Source organism: Bradyrhizobium sp. (assembly GCF_027307225.1).
In the GTDB taxonomy this organism is placed as follows: Bacteria; Pseudomonadota; Alphaproteobacteria; order Rhizobiales; family Xanthobacteraceae; genus Bradyrhizobium.
The window spans coordinates 38824-56809 of sequence record NZ_DAHUXJ010000103.1 but is presented as its reverse complement, the minus strand read 5'-3'; the positions used below and the strand labels follow the sequence as shown (position 1 = coordinate 56809).

Below are 17986 nucleotides of genomic sequence, written 5' to 3'. Positions count from 1 at the left end.
TTGGTCTGGTCAGAGATTGTAGATCCCGGCCTTGTAGCGCCTGAGGTTCTCCGGCCGGGTGAACCAGGCGATGGTTCGCGATAGACCCTCCCGGATGCCTACCTGCGACGTGTATCCCGTGAGCTGACGGATGCGGCTGTTGTCGCACACCAGCTGTTCGACTTCGCTGGCATCCGGGCGTTTTCGAACGTCATCGGCCTCGATGCTTGTCGGCGACCCCATCAACTCCTTGATCAAGCCGGCAAGGTCTCCGATGGAAATCTCGCTGTTTGACCCGATGTTCACGGTCTCGCCGACGGCCGCCACGCATTCGGCCAATTCGATGAAGCCGCGGCAGCTATCCTCGACATAATTGAAGTCGCGCGTCGGGTGCAGGCTGCCGAGCCGGATCGTGTTCTTTCCGGCCGCAATCTGGCTGATGATCGTTGGAATGACGGCGCGCGCTGACTGGCGCGGCCCATAGGTGTTGAACGGCCTGGCGATCGTGACCGGAAGGCCGAATGAGTTGAAGAAGCTGTAGGCAAGCGCATCCGCGCCGATTTTGGTGGCGCTGTAGGGGGACTGGGCCTGCAGTGGGTGCGTTTCGTCAATCGGAACCCGCCGTGCCGTGCCATAGACTTCGCTGGTCGAGGTGTGGATGAACCGTGCAACCTGATTGTCGCGAGCCGCTTGCAAGAGGTTGAGCGTGCCGATGATGTTGGTCTGCACATAACTGTCCGGCGCGACATATGAGTATGGAATGGCGATTAGCGCGGCGAGGTGAAAGACGGTATGGCAATTCTGCGCGGCGACCCTTGCGAAGTGAGGATCGCGAACGTCGCCTGTCAGGACCTCGATCCGGTCCAGGCATGGCAGATTTTCCAGCCAGCCCCAATCATTGAAGGAGTTGTACAAACAGAGCGCGCGCACCTGCGCCCCTCGCGCAACCAGCATTTCGGTCAAATGCGACCCGATGAAGCCGTCGGCCCCGGTGACGAGTACTTTCTTGCCCTCGATCGTCATCTCAGCTCCAACGTCATTCTCGAATGCGATGAACCTTGGCCGGCGTCCCAAAGCTGATCGACCGGTCGGGCAAGTCTTCCCGCACGAGCGATCTTGCTCCCACCACCGCATCATTGCCGATGCGCGAACCCATCATCACAATGACGCCGCTGCCGAGCCAGACGTTATCGCCGATGGTCACCGGCTTCGCAGCAATTGGGGAGTGTTTGGTCGCGATCGAAAGATCCTCAATGCCATGTGTCGCATCGGTTATGGAAACAAAGGCGGCGAAGATGCAATGATTTCCAATGCTGACCGCCGCCATTGCGCCGATAACCGTATAGCTGTTGATGTAGGTATCGACGCCGACCTCCAGCCTGGCCGCGGGAGCCGTCGAAAGAATTGTGAACGAGCCCACGACGCAGCTGTCACCAAGAGCGATATTGCCGCTCATTTCGACATATCGTTCGATCAATGAATTCGAGCCGATCGATATGTCGCCCTTGAGTTGGACGTCATCCCGAATGGTCACCTTGCTGCCCAGCGACAGGCAGCCTGATACCGTCACGTGTCGCCCGATCTTGCAGTCACGGGGCGCCTTCACACCAAACAGCCAGCGCAATCGCAAATGACGCCATCGCTGTATCCAGGTTTCTGCCACCGCTCCCAGAATAGTCATTTTGTGCTCTGGCTTTTACACGGCTTCAGCATCAGGATAGGCGGTGAGCCGAGGCTCTTTTTCCACCTTCCACGGTAGTTGAAGCGAGAGCAGCGATCCTTTGCGCTCAAAGCCGATAAACATCACGATGCCGACCGAGTCGATGATCCGAAAATTCAATCCTTCCACGACGTGGAAGACTTCCTGCCGCCCCCTGGAAAGGCCGACGCGCAGGGAATAGGTTCCCGTATTCAAAATGCGCGCCGGAACGCGGATATGGGCCACGTAGTCGCCTGCTTCGCGTGTCTCCAGGCGAGATTGATCGAGTTCGGAGTCCGTCAGCGAAATCAGGGTCTCGTTGTTCTCCTCCGAGAGGATCTGCAGGCCGACCGTGAGGCCCCGTATTGGTTCCGGCAGCCGGTAGCGCAATCCGATCTGCAAATCCTGCGTCAGCTCGTAGGCTTCACGACTCCCGTTGTCGGCATCCAGAATGAATGCCTCGCGAATATATGCCCGTTTCCTGCCATCCGATGGATCGGCGAATTGCCAGTGCGATTGCGTCCGCGTCGAGGACATCCCAAGATAGGTCCTCGTTACATCCGCGCTAAGTCCATCGGCTACAATTTTCCCTTTTTCCAGCAGAATGGAGCGGACACAGAGGTTGTTCACGGCGGTCATGTTGTGGCTGACGAACAGGACCGTTCGGCCTTCCGTCCTGACGTCCTTCATTTTGCCGAGGCACTTCCGCTGGAACTCATAGTCGCCTACCGCCAGCACTTCGTCGACGATAAGAATTTCCGGCTCGAGGTGAGCGGCTACTGCGAATGCCAGGCGGATATACATCCCGGACGAGTACCGCTTGACCGGCGTATCGATGAATTCGGCGATTTCCGCGAAGGCGACGATCTCATCGAACTTGCGTCGGATTTCATCCTTCGTCATCCCAAGGATCGCGCCATTGAGATAGACGTTCTCGCGACCCGTAAGCTCCGGGTGAAACCCGGTGCCGACCTCCAGCAGACTGGAAACGCGGCCGCGGATTCGCACTCTGCCCTTGTTCGGGGCGGCGACCCGCGAAAGGATCTTCAGCAGGGTCGACTTGCCGGCGCCATTCTTGCCGATGAATCCCACTGTCTCGCCCGGCTTCACATCGAAGGTTATGTCTTCGAGCGCATTGAATGTAGGGCGGCTCCTGGGAGAGGGGCTGTTGCCGATTTTGAGAGTCGGATCGGGGAGCCCGCGCTTGCGCGCCCACCAGGATCTGATCTCTCCCCGCAACGTGTCGTGGTTGATGACGCCAAGACGGTAGGTCTTGGTTAGAGACTCGGCAGAGATGATCACCCGGCTCATGCTATATCGTGTCCATGAAGGTGCGCTCGACCCGGGTGAAGAGGGCCAGGCCGAGGCCGAGAACCAGCGTGCTGACGACGGCGCTGTAGACGATCATCGAAATGCTCGGCGCTCCGCTGCCAAGCAACAAATAGCGGAACGTCTGCACAGCGGCGGTCATCGGGTTGAGATAAATGAGCCACAACCATTTTTCGGGTACTTGCGACAGCGGATACACAATTGGAGTAGTATACATCCAAAGCTGCAGTGCGTAGCCGAGCATGAAGTTCAGGTCGCGATAGCGGGTCGTCAACGTTGAAATGGTGAGGCCCACGCCGATTCCGCACGCAGAGACCTGCAAGAGCAGCACCGGAAGCAGTATTACAAATATGCTCGGCCGAACAGGCGCGCCGCGGAACATGAATACGCAGACCACCACAACAAATACCGCGAACTGAATTCCGAAGACGATCAGGTTGCTGATGACGGTCGAAACCGGTGTAACCAGACGTGGAAAATATACCTTGCTGTAGATGGAAGCATTGGCTGACAGGGTGTCAGACGTACGATTGACGTTCGCCGCAAAATATTGCCAGCACAACACGCCTCCAAAATAGAATAGGAAGGGTGAGAGGCCGTCGGTCGGAAGCGATGCGATGCGACCGAATACGATCGTAAAGACGATCGTCGTCATTAGCGGCTGGATGACGAACCACAGCGGACCGAGCAGGGTTTGCTTGTAGCTTGCAACAGAATCCCGGCGCACCAGCAGCGCCACGAGATCGCGATATCGCCAGACTCCGCGCACATCCGGCAGATACCGGCTCTCGATCGAATCGATCACGGTGGTCCAGTCGTTGTCGGCTTCTTTGGTATTCACAGATTGCATCTCACAAAACTCGTGATGTCGCTACCGGATCGATTTCCCGGAGCCAGGAGGGAATGGTGTTTGCGAGCAGTGCCTTCAGGGCTTCAAGTGAGTGCTCCCGATTGAAGCGATCAAACCCGAAACTGCCTTGCTGCCGCGCGGCCAGCGAGCGCAGCCCTTGCAAGATCTGCTTCGCATCGCCTTGTGGTGATGTCTGTCCGATATCGAAGTGACGAACGCGCTCACCCATCAGAGATCGCTCGGACACCAGAATGGGCCGGCGAAGTCCGGACGCTTTCGTAAGCGAATTGGATGAGCCGTCGAAGTCCTGGTACACGGCATAGATGATGTCGCTCGCCTGGATCACGCCGTTATAGTCGCGCTCGTTGCTGATGTACCCTTCGAACACGAGGACGTTTTCAGGTGGACGCGCGTAGAATGCCTGGATGCGCTCGTTGTGCGTTTCGAATGTGCCCCAATGCACTTCACCGATCAGTGCGAAGAAGAACTGGCTGGCATCGGCAAGCTCGACGACGTCGAGAAGCGTGGAAATACCCTTGTGCGCGGCGATGGAGCCAATCTGCAGCACAATTCTGCGATTGCCAGCGCGCCGGCGCATCTCGCGTGCAACGGCGGGCAGGTCCGCCGGCAACTCCAGATCCGCGACATCAGGCGCCAGCGCGAAGGCAAGGTGTGGTGTCGCTTTGGCGTAGATGGGCAGCGCGGCCGGGATGAGGAAAAGTCCTCCTCGAGCTAGATGCGAGTTGAAATAGCCTTCGGTCTTGGCATTGCAGTCCCGAGCCAATCGGGGATGAAACAGAATTCCGATCCATGGCGCGCCGCACTGGTCGAGACAGGACGTATTTTGACTCTGCTCAGCCATCAGATCCAGGTAGAGGAACAGGACCAGGTCGGATTTCGACTGTCCCGCCATCATCGCGGTTGTCCGAACGCCATCGACGAGGCCTTGAAATCGAGTACGGCCAGGGTCGGCATCTAACGAAAAAGCGTTCTCCGACGGGCTCGCCAGGAAGCGGCGTGCGATTGCGTGTTTGAGGCGAAGGGCCTGAAGCCGGACCGGTCCGGGAATGAACGACGCCGACCGCTCAAGAACAAGCGTCAGAGTTCGCCTTGCAACTTCGGCCGCTCCCTCCTTCTGCCACACCATTCTCGCGCGCCTGGCAAGTCCAAATGCAGAAGTCGTGCCCGGGTTAGTCGCGGCACCGAACGACTGCGCTCTCTTGAACGAGATGAAAGAAAAAAGCGGAGCGTTCTGCGGGCTGGTGCGTGCCAGGTAGTCCGTAGCGTCTCCGTCGGTTTCGGCAAACAGCGTGACCTTCAATCCCAACTCGATGAAGGCTCGCGAATAGAGGCGAGCATAGGCGTCGAGATGGCCTCGCCCTGAGATCGGATTGACCAGAGTTATGGAGTTGATTGCTGGCATTGACCCGTGGCTAAAGACAGCGATTACCCTTAACCCGCAGAAGGAATTTGGACTTCCCAAACCTCATGGTCGACGATGGCCATGTGGCCCAAAAGCCAAATCCTCTTAATGCGGTATTGGCACCCCGGTGGCTGACTTGGTACAGACCATATTGACGTTCATGGGCTGAACAATATACTTGTTCATGATGTGAACGGATTTGGCAAGCCCTATTTTGCTGACGGCTGGCGGCCGTGCTTCCCACGACGCCGGATGTCCCGGCAGGAATGGTGCGGTTGACTGATGCGTTCTGGCAAATTCGCGGGCGTGCGCGTGGTGAGCGCATGCGAAATGTTCGACGAAGCTTTCGGGGAGCAGGTTTCCTGCAATCTTGCCGGGGGGCATTTTTCGAGCTTGCCGAGATTGCAACGGCCTTGCGCGCACCTGTCGCCATCCTGCGTGACATACGCAGCCGGACGGTCCGGTTGATTGTCCGACGCGGCGCTGCCAGTGCAGGGCGTGGTACGAACTTGAACCAAGCCTCGGGTGACAGATTCACCCGGAGTGCGGTAGCGTGGTTAACGCGTTGGCGCGTGAAAGGTCTTTGCGAAAAGTCCTGCGGCCTAATGGAGTAGGCGGAATGCTCGACCTGAACGAAATGTCTCATGCGCGGTCCTTGGACGTCTTTTCATGACCGTGCTTGACGAAGTTTCAGCTGGTTCCGTGGTGCGGGTCAAACATGAAGAGCAGCTGCTGGCCGTCATCGTGCGCAGCGATTTCTGCGAGCCTGGAATAACATTCTTCACCGACGGCGAACTGTCGCAGCAAATGGGATTCATGCGCCACCCGGCCGGCAAGATGATCGAACCGCATCTTCACAATCACATCTCCCGCAGCATCAACTTTACGCAGGAGGCGCTCTTCATTCGCCGCGGAAAGCTCAGGGTCGACTTTTATGCCGATGACCAGCGCTATCTGTCCAGTCATGTGCTGCAAACCGGAGACGTGGTGTTGCTGATCTCCGGCGGTCATGGCTTCGAGGTCCTCGAGGAAATCGAGATGATCGAGATAAAGCAGGGACCCTATGCCGGCGATCGTGACAAGACGCGCTTTGCGGCGGTTCGCTCCGAACAGCGCTGAGGTCCCGGCATTGGATAAACCGATCTTGGCAGCTCTATGCCGTCGCCTGGGCGGCGCTGAGCCCGGATATTCAGAGAGAAATTCATGATCCCGGTATCTGAACCATTATTGGCCGGAGCTGAGGCGAAGTATGTCGCCGACTGCATCCAGACCGGCTGGGTCTCTTCCGAGGGACGTTATCTCGCCGCGTTCGAACAAGCCTGGGCCGAGTATTGCGGCGCCAAGTTCGGCGTTGGCGTCTCCAACGGAACGACGGCATTGCAGATCGCCGTCGCCGCGCTCGATCTCGAGCCGGGATCTGAAATCATTCTGCCGTCGTTCACGATTATCTCCTGCTCGCTGGCGATCGTCGAGGCCGGCTGCATCCCCGTGCTGGTCGATGTCGATCCCGAGACCTGGGCGCTCGATCTGGACCAGGTTGAAGCCAAAATCACCAACAAGACGCGCGCGATCATGCCGGTGCATATGTTCGGCCACCCGGTCGACATGCCGCGCCTGATGAAGATCGCGGCCAAGCACAATCTGAAGGTCATCGAGGACGCGGCTGAAGCGCACGGCGCCGAGGTCCACGGACGCAGGGTTGGCGGAATTGGCGACTTGGCGACCTTCAGCTTCTATGCCAACAAGATTATCACCACCGGCGAAGGCGGGATGGTCCTCACCAGCGACGAGGCGCTTGCGAGGCGTCTTCGGTCGTTGCGTAACCTCTGCTTCGAACCGGAGCGGCGCTTCTATCATACCGAACTGGGGCACAACTATCGCCTCACCAATTTGCAGGCCGCCATTGGTCTCGCGCAGCTTGAGCGGATCGATGACCATTTGAAGCACAAGCGCTGGATGGCCGCGAGTTACGCCGAGCGGCTGCACGATCTGACGCAGCTTCGTTTGCCGGTCGAACTGCCCGGCTATAGGAACGTCTATTGGATGTACAGCATCGTGCTGAGCGACGATGTGCCGTTCGATGCGGTCGAATTTGCCAAGCGTCTTCTGCAGTTCGGGGTGCAGACGCGCCCGCTCTTTCTCGGCATGCACGAACAGCCTGTGTTTCACGAGCGGGGGCTGCATTTGAACGAACGCTATCCCGTCACCGAACGCCTGGCCCGGCGCGGGCTTTATCTTCCCTCGGGGCTGACCTTGACGATTGAGCAGGTCGACGCGGTCAGTGAGGCCGTCCATAGAGTTCTGGCATGACCGGCGTGTTTAGCGAAGCCTATGCGTCCGCTTACGATGCCATGTATGCGGACAAGAGCAACGCCGCGGAATGCGACGCCGTGATCACTTTGTTCCAGCATGGCGACGGAAAAATCTCGCGCATCCTCGACCTCGGCTGCGGGACCGGTCGGCATGCGGTCGAATTGGCAGGGCGTGGCTTCGATGTGACCGGGGTGGATTTCTCGGAAGCCATGTTGGCTCGCGCGCGCGAGCGTGGACATTCCGGCAAGGGCTCGCTTGATTTCGTCCGGGGTGACGCACGAAGTTATCGATCGGCCAGCCCGTTCGATGCCGTGCTGATGAACTTCAACGTGCTTGGCTATATGAGCAGCAATCAGGACTTCGCGGCGGCGCTTGCGACGGCGCGGGCGAACCTGCGTCCCGGCGGCGTTTTCGTTGCGGATTTCTGGTATGGTCCGGCGGTGGTGACCGATCCGCCGGGCGAGCGGCTGCGGGAGATTGCAACTGGTGATACCAAGATACTTCGCTGCTCCCGCGGCACGCATGATCCCGACCGGCAATGCATTCGCATCGCCATCCGCGTCATCGAAATGCAGCAGGGGCAGATTCGCTCCGACAGCGAGGAAGTCCATACCATGCGCTATTTCTTCCCGCTCGAGCTCGAGTTCGCGTTACAGTCGCATGGCTTCCGCTGCGCTGCGCTGACCGGCTATCCGGATATCGAAAAGCCGGCGAATGCGAGCCACTGGCTGGCAGCGGTTTGCGCAGTTGCGGTTTAGGTACCTTCGGCTTCTCCATGAAAATCGGTCTTTGCGTCATCGATATGCCGGCCTCGCTCGGCGGAGGATACGTATTCCGCGAAAGTCTTGCGCAAGCTGCGCTGGCCAATCCCGGCCGGCATGAGATTGAATTGGTGCGGGCAAAGCCGCGCCAGCTCAAGTTCGATTCTGCCGGCGTCTCGCCCCACGACGGTATGGCATGGGATGGCGTGGCGTCCGTTCTCACCCCGTCGGTGTTGAAGAAGAACGTGCGCGTCCTTGTCCAGAAGGTGCTCGGATCGAAACCGCCCGGAGGTGAGGAGCGCATTGCTCCCGCAATACGGTCGTATGTTGATTGGGCTATCGAGCAGCGGCTGACCTGGCCCAATCCGGACATGATCCGGGAATTTGACGCGGATATCGCTCAACGAAGATATGACCTGCTCTGGTTCAATCACATCGAACCGATCCACGTCGGCACGCCCTATGTGTTGAACGTCTGGGATTTGCAGCACCGCGTGCAGCCGTGGTTTCCTGAAGTGAGCGAAAACGGACAATTTCGCCAGCGCGAAGCATTCTTCGCCGAAGGCTTACAGCGCGCCGCTTTCGTCGTCACCTCGTCGGACGAGACCAAGGCGCAGGTCACCCAGTTCTATGGCGTGCCTTCCGAGCGCGTAAGGGTGATCCATTTCCCGACGCCGCAGACGGCCACCGAGGCGGCATCAATGGAAAAGCCGAACGTCAGTGAGGCGGACCTTCGCGCAAGATATCGCCTCGCCGGGCCGTACCTGTTTTATCCGGCGCAGTTCTGGCCGCACAAGAACCACATCAACCTGCTTCGGGCTCTGAAAATCCTGCGCGACCAGCACGGGTTCGATTGTTCCATGGTCTTCACCGGCGCCGATCACGGTAACGCCGATTTTATCAAGGCCGAAGCGCGCGCCCTGGGTCTTGACGATAAGGTCGTTTTTGCCGGCTTTGTTTCCGCCGACGAAGTGTCCGCGCTTTATCGCCATGCATTCGCGCTCACTTACGTCACCTTCTTTGGTCCGGACAATTTGCCGCCCCTCGAAGCCTTTGCGTTGGGTTGCCCGGTGGTGCTGTCCGACATCCCCGGCATCCGCAAGCTATTCGAGGATGCGGTCGTGCCGGTCAATCATCGCGACCCCGCCGCAATCGCGGGAGGGATCAAGAAGCTGATCGATGACCCTGCGGAATGCGCGCAGCGCGTGGCCAAAGGCAAGATCATCGCCGCTCGTAACTCGATGCCCAACTATGTCGCACAGGTCCATGCGCTGTTCGACGAATTCGAGTCGGTTCGTTGCTGTTGGCCATAGGCTTTCTTCCTTTGGGCAGGGAGCCATGGTGCGTGTCGATCGCCTCGGCCGGAGGCGGCTGCGGATCACGTCAAGATCTTCGAGCGATGTCTCAGGCTGGAACGCCAACCAATGCGATTCCGTGCAGGCGCCGTATGCGATCCGACAATGAACAGTTTTACCCCAGCCAGAGGTTTGATTGAATGGCAACGCCGAGCCTTGCAACCTGCATTGCCTGTGAGGGCGAGAACCAGACCTATATCGATGAAATCTGGGACGACCGATATGGTTCGCCGGGGAAGTTCTCGATCCTGAAATGTTCTACCTGCGGGCAGATGGTGACATCGCCGATGCTCTCAGAGCAGGATCTGCCGGCGCTCTACAGCCGTTATTATCCTCGCGGCAACGCCGACGTGGCGGCGATCGAGCGCGAAGCCGAACTGGTGCTGGCTCCAGATGCAGCGAAGGCGCGCCACAGGAACGGCACCGACAATCAGGGACACTACTTCGTCAGGCCGGCGCAGAAAGTGCTCGATATCGGCTGTGGCTCATGCATTTCGCTGCTGGAAATCCGTAATCTGGGCGGCGAGGCGTTTGGGATCGAGACAGATCCGAACGTTCGTGCGATCGCCGATCATTTCGGCTTGAATGTCCACATCGGCAGCATTCACGACAACCCGTTTCCTGGCCATGATTTCGATCTCATCGTTCTGAACCAGGTGATCGAGCACGTGCCGGATCCGATTGCATTGTTGAAGTTGGTACGGAGTCGCCTGCGGCCGCAGGGAAAAGTGATTCTCGGTACGCCCAATTCGGGCTCACTCAACAAGATGATTTCGGGTCGAAAGTGGCTCAACTGGCATATCCCGTATCACTTGCATCACTACAACAAGGCGTCCTTCAAAAGGATTGCCGAAAAAGCGGGCTACAACGTCCTTAGCATACAGACCGTCACGCCAAATCTGTGGACGATCCTGCAATTGCGCGCTTATGGAGATGAAACCGTCGAAGGACAACCATCGACCGCTTGGGCCGGCTCGGGTCCATCCACACGAAACCCGTCGCCATCGGTCACGGCACGGTGGAAGACTAGACTTGCGTCGCGCGCCGAACGCATTTCGGTGGAGACGATCGCGCCCTTCAATAGGACGGTCGATGCGCTGGGGTTGGGAGACAGCATGCTGGTGCAGCTTGAGCCGGCGGACGACTCTTCCGCGTAAGTGTGCGCGTTCGCGGCGCAGGCGGGGAGAACTGCCCGCGGTGCGTGTCCGGAAACCAATAAACTACATGAAGTTCAATATGTTGTAGTCAATTTGGTCATGAAGATCGATCTTGACGTTCATGGCTTGAACGCTGTATTAGCGTCGGGGGTGGGGGCGTGAGATGGACCGACTGCTAAACACTGCGCACGAACATGACAATGAGCGCATCGTCCTCGGCCTGTTGAGTTCGGTGGAGGCGGATGGCGCTCGCACGCAGCGCCGGATCGCGGCCGAACTCGGCATCGCGCTCGGCCTCGTCAACGCTTACCTCAAGCGTTGCGTCAAGAAAGGCCTGGTCAAGGTCAGCGAGGCGCCGGCGCGCCGTTATGCCTATTACTTGACGCCCCAGGGCTTCGCCGAGAAATCGCGCCTTACGGTGCAATATTTGTCCGACTCTTTTTCGTTCTTCCGGTTGGCAAAGAGCGATTGCGCCCGTGTGTTCAGTGAGGCCCAGGCGAGAGGCTTTTCGCGTCTGGTACTGGCGGGGCGATCCGACCTGGCCGAGGTCGCGATTCTTTGCGCGGTCGAAGCGGGCGTTACGATTGTGGCCATCGTCGATCCCCAGAGCGATGTCGCCCGCTTTTTCGGCGCTGAGGTCTGCGCGTCCTACGACCAAGTGAAAGAGGCGTTCGATGCGGTCATAGTCACCGATGTCGCGGGTGCAGCAGCATCTTATGACGCAGCTACGTCGGCGCGGGGCTTGGACCGGGTGCTTGCGCCTGCATTGCTTGGGCTACGCGAACGTAGCGCGACGGCGGGGGGCGCGCCATGACGTCAGCCGCCCGGCGCTGGTATGTCGTGCAAACCCAGGCGAACGGGGAGGCGAAAGCCGCGCAGAACCTGTTGCGACAAGGCTACGAGATCTATCTGCCGCGCTATTTGAAGCCGCGCCGTCACGCCCGGAAGATCGATTTCTTTGCGAAGCCGCTGTTTCCGCGCTATCTGTTCGTCGCCATCGACATGGCCACGCAGCGTTGGCGCTCCATTCAGTCCACCTACGGAGTTTCGCATCTCGTTACCAACGGTAACGAGCCGGCGGCCGTACCCGCCGGTGTCCTCTCTGCACTGAAGGCGCGCGAGGATGCCAAAGGCTTTGTTAAAATAGATGCGCGGCCCAAATTCGCGCACGGCGACAAGGTGCGCGTGCGGGCCGGCGTGTTCGTGGACAGTGCTGGCCTGTTCGACGGAATGGAAGATCGTGACCGGGTCGCAATTCTGCTCGACATGCTCGGCGGCAAGGTGCGCGTTCACCTTGACGCGGATCTGGTGGCTGCCGCCTGAGCGCGGCTTATCGCGCGGCGCTGCAAGTCGCCGCGTTCAGTCATTGCTCCTGCCCAGGGGCCTCCGGGTGGAGGTTGTTTCACCCGGACTGCGGTAGCTTGGAAAATTTGCGCTGAGCCCACCATGCGGTGCTCTGATTGACGAAACAGGACTGACGGTTTCCCGGTGCGCGTTCTCATCCTCAATACCGACTATGAGGCCTTTCTCGAGGACCTCTATGCACAGAATCCCGGACTGGCTCAGGCGAGCTACGCGGAACAGATGGTGGCGCGAAACGAATCGCTGTTTGGCTCCGCGAATTTTTATTCCGAAGGTCTCACTGCCAACGGAGCCGAGGCGGCCGATCTTCATCTCAACAATCGGAACATGCAGCTGCGGTGGGCAGCTGAACATGGTCTGACTGTTCCGGAAGCCGACCCAGCCGAACCCAATACTGTTGCCGCCAGGGTGCGCCGGTTGCTGGGGACCAGGAAAAAGCTCGCTCCCGAACTCGCAGCCATGCCGGTCTGGATGCGAACCGTCATGATTGCCCAGATCGAGCACTTCCGCCCGGACGTGATCCTGAATCAGGCGATGCACCTGGTCAGCGCGCGATCCCTGCGCTCGTTGGTCGGCAAGCAGTGTCTGATGGCTGGTCAGATCGCCGCGCCATGGCACCAGCCTGACGACGATCGCAACTACGATCTGATCGTGACTTCGCTGCCTAATTTTTTGCGGCAGTTCGAGAAGCGCGGTGTCCGAACATTCTACAACCGGCTCGGGTTTGCACCGAATGTTCTGGATCGTCTGCCGACTGCCGAACGATCTCTCGGAGTGACGTTCGTTGGAACGCTGTCTTCATTTCACGCCGATCGAATCCGGTTGCTCGAGTATCTCGCCACGCGAACAAGGTTCAATATTTGGGGCATGATAGCCGACGAGATATCGCCAGCCTCGCCAATACATGCTTGCTATCGAGGGCAGGCCTGGGGCAAGGAGATGTTTTCGATATTTCGTCGCTCGCAAATTGTAATCAACCAGCACATCGGCATCGCAGGCGAATTCGCCAACAATATGCGCCTTTACGAAGCGACCGGCTGCGGGGCAGCGCTCGTGACTGACCGAAAAACGAATTTGCAGGAGCTGTTCGAGGTTGGTTCGGAGGTTGTCGACTACGGAGATCCGGCAGAATGCGTCGCGCGAATCGAGGAATTGCTCGACGATCCCGATCGATGCGCAGAAATCAGTAAGAGAGGCCAGGCAAGAACCTGCACGAGCCATACCTATCGCCAGCGGACTGCTGAACTGAAGGCCAAGTTTGCCGAGATGCTCAATTGACGCTTTCGGCACCAACACTCCGGCATTTTGCCCGGAGACAGCAGGAGGATTAATGGGACTGGAGGTCATCGCTCACGGCGGAACCCGCTATGCGGAAATCATCCGCGCCGACGTCAAGGTCGAGAAAACGACGTTCTTCTCGCCGGCCGAATCGTCCTTTCAATTCGGGCTCCTGGCGCACGAGGCTGGGTTCGTCGAACCGGCGCACTACCATCGGGAGTTCGAGCGCCCGATCAAGGATCTTCAGCAGATGTTCGTCGTGCAGCGCGGCATCGTTGCGGTGCAGCTCTTCACCGACGACGGCGAATTGTTGCGGGAAGTCGAGTTGAAGGCGGGCGATGCGATCGTCCTCATTCACGGCGTTCACGCCATCCGCGTCGTCGAGGACATGCAGTGCATCAGCGTCAAGCAGGGGCCGTTCCTCGGCGATCAGTACGACAAGGTATTCGTGAGCGCGAAGTCATGATCCCGGTTTTCGAACCTGATTTTGGCGAGGAGGAGATCGCAGCCGTGGTCGCGGCGTTGCGCCGCGGCGAGATTTCCGGATCCTTCGGCACCGCGATCACCGATTTCGAGGAAGGGTTCGCTGCCTTCAGCGGTTGCCGCCATGGCGTCGCCGTGACCAGCGGAACGACTGCGTTGCACCTGGCGATCGCAGCCCTCGACCTGAAGCCGGGTGACGAGGTCTTGCTCTCATCGAGCACGAATATCGCTACCGCGCTGGCGATCATCTACGCCAACGCAGTGCCGGTGCCGGTCGATTCCGAGCGCGAGACCTGGAACCTCGATCTCGATCTGATCGAAGGCCTGATCACGCCGCGGACGCGCGCCATCATTCCCGTGCATTTGTTCGGGCATCCGGTCGACATGGACCGGCTGAACCAGATTGCGAAGAAGCACAATCTCGTCGTCATCGAGGACTGCGCCGAGGCGCACGGTGCGAAGTGCCGTGGCCGCGTGGTCGGAAGTTTCGGCGACATGAACTGCTTCAGCTTCTACGCCAACAAGGTCATCACGACCGGCGAGGGCGGCATGGTCACCACCAACGATGGGGCGCTGGCGGAGCGCTTGCGGCTGTTGCGCAATCTCGCCTTCACTCAACCGCGTTACTTGCATGAACGGGCCGGCTTCAACTTCCGGATGACCGGCTTCCAGGCGGCCTTCGGCGTCGCCCAGCTCAAGAAAATCGATGCGATCATCGCAAAGAAGCGAAGCGTAGCGAAAAAGTACTCGCAAGCCCTGGCTGCCGTCCCCGGCCTGCAGCTGCCGGCCGAGAAGGATTGGGCGTTCAACGTCTACTGGATGTACGCGCTTACGGTCGGCCGCGATTATCCATTGTCGCGTAACCAGCTTGCCGCATATCTGAAGGCGCGCGGCATCGATACGCGCACGTTCTTCTGCCCGATGAATCAGCAGCCTTGTCTGAAAGAGCGACCGGGATACCGGCCGGTTGAATGTCCCGTTGCAGATGAAATCTGGGAAACCGGCCTTTATCTGCCGTCGAGTACGATGCTGACCGACGACCAGATTGCGACCGTGTGCGGCGAAATCGCCCGCGCCGCGACGATGGCTAAGGCCTGATCGGAGCGGGTCGGGATGGGGATCTACCACGGCCGTCATGCCGAACTTTACGATCTGTTCTATGGGGCGAAACCCTACGCTTCCGAGGTCGGTTATCTCCACGGCCTGCTGCAACGGTTTTCGGGACAAGCGGTACGCCGCGTCCTGGACGTCGCTTGCGGTACTGGCAGCCACGCGATCGAACTGGAGCGGCTCGGTTACGACGTCGTCGGCAGCGATATCTCGCAGGACATGCTGGTCTTTGCGAAGGAAAAGGCGCGCGAAAAGGACTCAAGGGTTCGTTTCGAGCAGCAGGATATGCGGACTCTCGATGTCGTCCCGAAGCCGTTCGACGCTGCGCTGTGCTTGTTCGACGCGATCGGCCATGTCCAGACGACCGCCGCGATCAAGCAGACGTTTCGGGCGGTGCATCGCCATCTGGGGAAGGACGGGCTGTTCGCCCTGGAATTCTGGCATGCGGCTGCCATGGCCGGTCGACATGATCCGCAACGCGTTCGGAAGTTCGCGACCAGCCGGGGGGAAATCCTGCGGCTCTCCAACACCACGGTCGATCTCGCCTCGCAATGCGCCACGGTCGAGCATGCCATCTATGATCTGCGGTCGGACGGAACGTACCAGACGGCGGTCGAACGGCAGACCAACAGATTTTTTTCGCTGCAGGAAATGAGCGGGCTGCTGGATGGGTGCGGTTTCGACGTCGTGAAGTATTATTCCGGTTATTCGGCCGACGAAGTGCTCACGCCCGATACCTGGCACATCGTGCTGATCGCCCGCCGGAGAGCCTGAAGAGATGCGTGTCGGAATCCTGCTCGAGAATTTTGATCTCACTGCGGGCGGCGGTCATACGTTTCAGTCGGAAATCTTCAACGCGCTGCTTGCGATCGGCGCGAAGGCACGACACTCGTTCGTTTTTCTTTGTGATCCCGATACGGCTGCCAGGCTTCCACCGAAGCCGCTGCCCAATGCCGAGGTCATGGCGCTCGACGCGGGGCCGGCCGCGCCGCGCCGCACCTTGTTGGGACGAAGCAAGCCGGCGGGACAATCGCTGGACGAGCGGCTACGCGCCGCCGGCGTCGAATTCGTCTGGCAACTCGGTGCGCCCGGCCAGGTGCTGGAAGTGCCCTATATGGTCGTGGTCTGGGACCTTCAGCATCGCCTTCAGCCCTGGTTTCCGGAAGTCTCCGCGAACGGCAACTGGCAGCACCGCGATACGCTTTACACCGCGGTGCTCGGCCGCGCGGCCGCGGTCATTGTCGGCACAGAGGCGGGCAAGAGGGAAGTCGAACGCTTCTTCCGGGTGGACCCGTCGCGGATCCTGATCACGCCGCATCCGACGCCGCGATTTGCGGATGCTGACCTCCAAGCGAAACGCCAGATCCGGGAGAAATACGGAATTGCCGGGGATTACCTGTTCTATCCGGCGCAGTTCTGGGCACACAAAAATCACGTCAATCTTTTGCTGGCGCTCGAATTGCTTCAGAAGCGTCTCGAGAGGCCTCTGAGCGCGGCCTTTGTCGGCGCCGATCACGGCAACCTCGCGCATGTGAAGGCCACCTCCGAGAGGCTTGGTCTCACAGGTCGCGTGCATTTTCTCGGCTTCGTTCCACGAGAGGATCTGATCGATCTTTATCGGCAGGCTTTCGCGCTGTCCTACGTCACCTTCTTCGGACCGGAGAATTTGCCGCCGCTGGAGGCTTTTGCGCTGGGCTGTCCGGTCATTGCCTCTGAAGTGTCCGGCGCCCGCGAACAGCTCGGAGACGCCGTGCTGTTTGTCGACCCGACGTCGCCCGAGGGGATTGCCGAAGCTGTCATGCGCCTTGAAAGCGAAAAGAACCTTCGCGCAAATCTGATCGACGCCGGCAAGAAGATCGCAGCGGCCCGAACGCCTCAAGGGTTTGTTGCCGACGCGCTGGCTCTCCTCGATCGATTCGAAGCGGTTCGCCGCTGCTGGACCTGACGATGCAGACTGTCCCTCCAAAGGTTTCAGTGGTGTTGGGCACCTACAACCGGCTGTCGTTTCTGAAAGCGGCCATCGACAGCGTGCGCGCAAGCCAGATCGACGTTTCCTATGAGATCATCGTAGTCGATGGCGGCTCGACCGACGGCACCATCGACTGGCTCACGGAGCAGCGCGATATCATCTCGATCGTCCAGCATAATCGTGAAGTGGTCGACGGGAAGTCCAGGCGAAAGCGCAGTTGGGGATACTTTATGAACCTCGCGTTCAAATGCGCCGAGGGTAGTCACATCTGCATGATCAGCGACGACTCTGTCGTTCATCCCGATACGATCGCAAATGGTGTGCGCCACTTCGATCGCGAACTCGCCGGCGGCCGGCGTCTGGGAGGGGTTGCATTCTGCTGGCGCTCGTGGCCGGAAGAATCCAAATATCGAGTGGGTGCGTCCCTCGGAAATCACACAATGGTCAACCATGGACTCTTCCTGCGTGAGGCGCTGGAGCGGGTCGGTTGGATCGACGATGCCCGCTACGATTTTTACTGCGCGGATAGCGACCTGGCGCTCAAGATATGGCATGCCGGCTACGAAATCGTTGCTTGCCGCGACGCGCTGCTGGAGCACTTCGAATGGGCCGATCCGGGTTTGCGAGAGCAAAACCTGTCCACCCTCAAGGTCGATTGGGACAAGTATACGGAGCGCTGGACAGGCATCTACTATGACCCGGCCAATCCGATTACTGGCGATTGGACCTTTCTGGAAGACGTCCCGGTTCGAGACGCCAAGCACCTGTTTCCAGGTCATGCGGAAGTGCCGCCGCCATCGCCTCCGCCATCGATTTCCCTGCAGGCGCGCGTGCGCAGACGAATTAAGCACGAATATGACCGGCTTTTTCCCGCCGAGCGACCCAAGTCGTTTGGGTCGTAGGGTACGAAGCATACGT

18 protein-coding genes are annotated in these 17986 nt (G+C 59.3%); 13 read left to right on the top strand and 5 right to left on the bottom strand.

From position 1 onward, the window contains the following. Positions 1–9: 9 nt before the first annotated feature. Genes M6D32_RS18235 through M6D32_RS18215 form a run of 5 tightly spaced genes read right to left on the bottom strand, consistent with a single transcriptional unit; the run spans position 10 to position 5280 of the window. The gene (locus M6D32_RS18235; RefSeq protein ID WP_298258712.1) at positions 10–1002 is read right to left on the bottom strand and encodes an NAD-dependent 4,6-dehydratase LegB; all 993 of its coding nucleotides are present in this window, start codon (positions 1000–1002) and stop codon (positions 10–12) included. A 13-nt stretch (positions 1003–1015) separates the two neighbouring features. After that, positions 1016–1660: a hypothetical protein gene (locus M6D32_RS18230; RefSeq protein ID WP_298258710.1), complete on the bottom strand. Its 645-nt coding sequence runs from the start codon at positions 1658–1660 to the stop codon at positions 1016–1018. A gap of 15 nt (positions 1661–1675) precedes the next feature. Continuing rightward, on the bottom strand, positions 1676–2989 hold the full coding sequence (locus M6D32_RS18225) for an ABC transporter ATP-binding protein (protein ID WP_298258708.1): 1314 nt from the start codon (positions 2987–2989) through the stop codon (positions 1676–1678). A gap of 1 nt (position 2990) precedes the next feature. Further along, on the bottom strand, positions 2991–3857 hold the full coding sequence (locus tag M6D32_RS18220) for an ABC transporter permease (protein ID WP_298258706.1): 867 nt from the start codon (positions 3855–3857) through the stop codon (positions 2991–2993). A 1-nt stretch (position 3858) separates the two neighbouring features. Then, positions 3859–5280, bottom strand: coding sequence for a hypothetical protein (locus tag M6D32_RS18215; RefSeq protein ID WP_298258704.1), 1422 nt, complete (start codon positions 5278–5280; stop codon positions 3859–3861). A gap of 669 nt (positions 5281–5949) precedes the next feature. On the opposite strand from M6D32_RS18215, the gene M6D32_RS18210 reads away from it, so the two are divergent. The 13 genes from M6D32_RS18210 (at position 5950) to M6D32_RS18150 (ending at position 17970) form a co-directional block, all read left to right on the top strand. After that, on the top strand, positions 5950–6399 hold the full coding sequence (locus tag M6D32_RS18210; protein WP_298258702.1) for a hypothetical protein: 450 nt from the start codon (positions 5950–5952) through the stop codon (positions 6397–6399). Positions 6400–6483: 84 nt separating this feature from the next. Further along, positions 6484–7590: a DegT/DnrJ/EryC1/StrS family aminotransferase gene (locus M6D32_RS18205; protein ID WP_298258700.1), complete on the top strand. Its 1107-nt coding sequence runs from the start codon at positions 6484–6486 to the stop codon at positions 7588–7590. Continuing rightward, on the top strand, positions 7587–8351 hold the full coding sequence (locus M6D32_RS18200) for a class I SAM-dependent methyltransferase (protein ID WP_298258698.1): 765 nt from the start codon (positions 7587–7589) through the stop codon (positions 8349–8351). Before M6D32_RS18205 ends, M6D32_RS18200 begins: the two co-directional genes overlap by 4 nt. 17 nt (positions 8352–8368) lie before the next feature. Then, positions 8369–9667, top strand: coding sequence for a glycosyltransferase family 1 protein (locus M6D32_RS18195; protein WP_298258695.1), 1299 nt, complete (start codon positions 8369–8371; stop codon positions 9665–9667). Positions 9668–9849: 182 nt separating this feature from the next. Further along, entirely contained in the window at positions 9850–10866 is a 1017-nt protein-coding gene (locus M6D32_RS18190) for a class I SAM-dependent methyltransferase (protein WP_298258693.1), read from the top strand. Positions 10867–11029: 163 nt separating this feature from the next. Continuing rightward, positions 11030–11680, top strand: coding sequence for a winged helix-turn-helix transcriptional regulator (locus tag M6D32_RS18185; RefSeq protein ID WP_298258691.1), 651 nt, complete (start codon positions 11030–11032; stop codon positions 11678–11680). After that, positions 11677–12189 (top strand): transcriptional activator RfaH, encoded by a 513-nt coding sequence (locus tag M6D32_RS18180; RefSeq protein WP_298258689.1) that lies wholly within the window; start codon positions 11677–11679, stop codon positions 12187–12189. The genes M6D32_RS18185 and M6D32_RS18180 overlap by 4 nt, the downstream gene beginning before the upstream one ends. 165 nt (positions 12190–12354) lie before the next feature. Then, on the top strand, positions 12355–13506 hold the full coding sequence (locus tag M6D32_RS18175) for a glycosyltransferase (protein ID WP_298258687.1): 1152 nt from the start codon (positions 12355–12357) through the stop codon (positions 13504–13506). 52 nt (positions 13507–13558) lie between these two features. Further along, complete coding sequence (locus M6D32_RS18170) at positions 13559–13972, top strand: hypothetical protein (RefSeq protein ID WP_298258685.1); 414 nt, start codon at positions 13559–13561, stop codon at positions 13970–13972. Next, a complete protein-coding gene (locus tag M6D32_RS18165) occupies positions 13969–15087 on the top strand; it encodes a DegT/DnrJ/EryC1/StrS family aminotransferase (RefSeq protein WP_298258683.1) in 1119 nt (372 codons plus the stop codon). The genes M6D32_RS18170 and M6D32_RS18165 overlap by 4 nt, the downstream gene beginning before the upstream one ends. 15 nt (positions 15088–15102) lie before the next feature. Next, the gene (locus M6D32_RS18160; RefSeq protein WP_298258681.1) at positions 15103–15873 is read left to right on the top strand and encodes a class I SAM-dependent methyltransferase; all 771 of its coding nucleotides are present in this window, start codon (positions 15103–15105) and stop codon (positions 15871–15873) included. A 4-nt stretch (positions 15874–15877) separates the two neighbouring features. Next, positions 15878–17044, top strand: coding sequence for a glycosyltransferase family 1 protein (locus tag M6D32_RS18155; protein ID WP_298258679.1), 1167 nt, complete (start codon positions 15878–15880; stop codon positions 17042–17044). Positions 17045–17046: 2 nt separating this feature from the next. Continuing rightward, positions 17047–17970, top strand: coding sequence for a glycosyltransferase (locus tag M6D32_RS18150; RefSeq protein WP_298258677.1), 924 nt, complete (start codon positions 17047–17049; stop codon positions 17968–17970). The last annotated feature ends 16 nt before the right edge of the window (positions 17971–17986 follow it).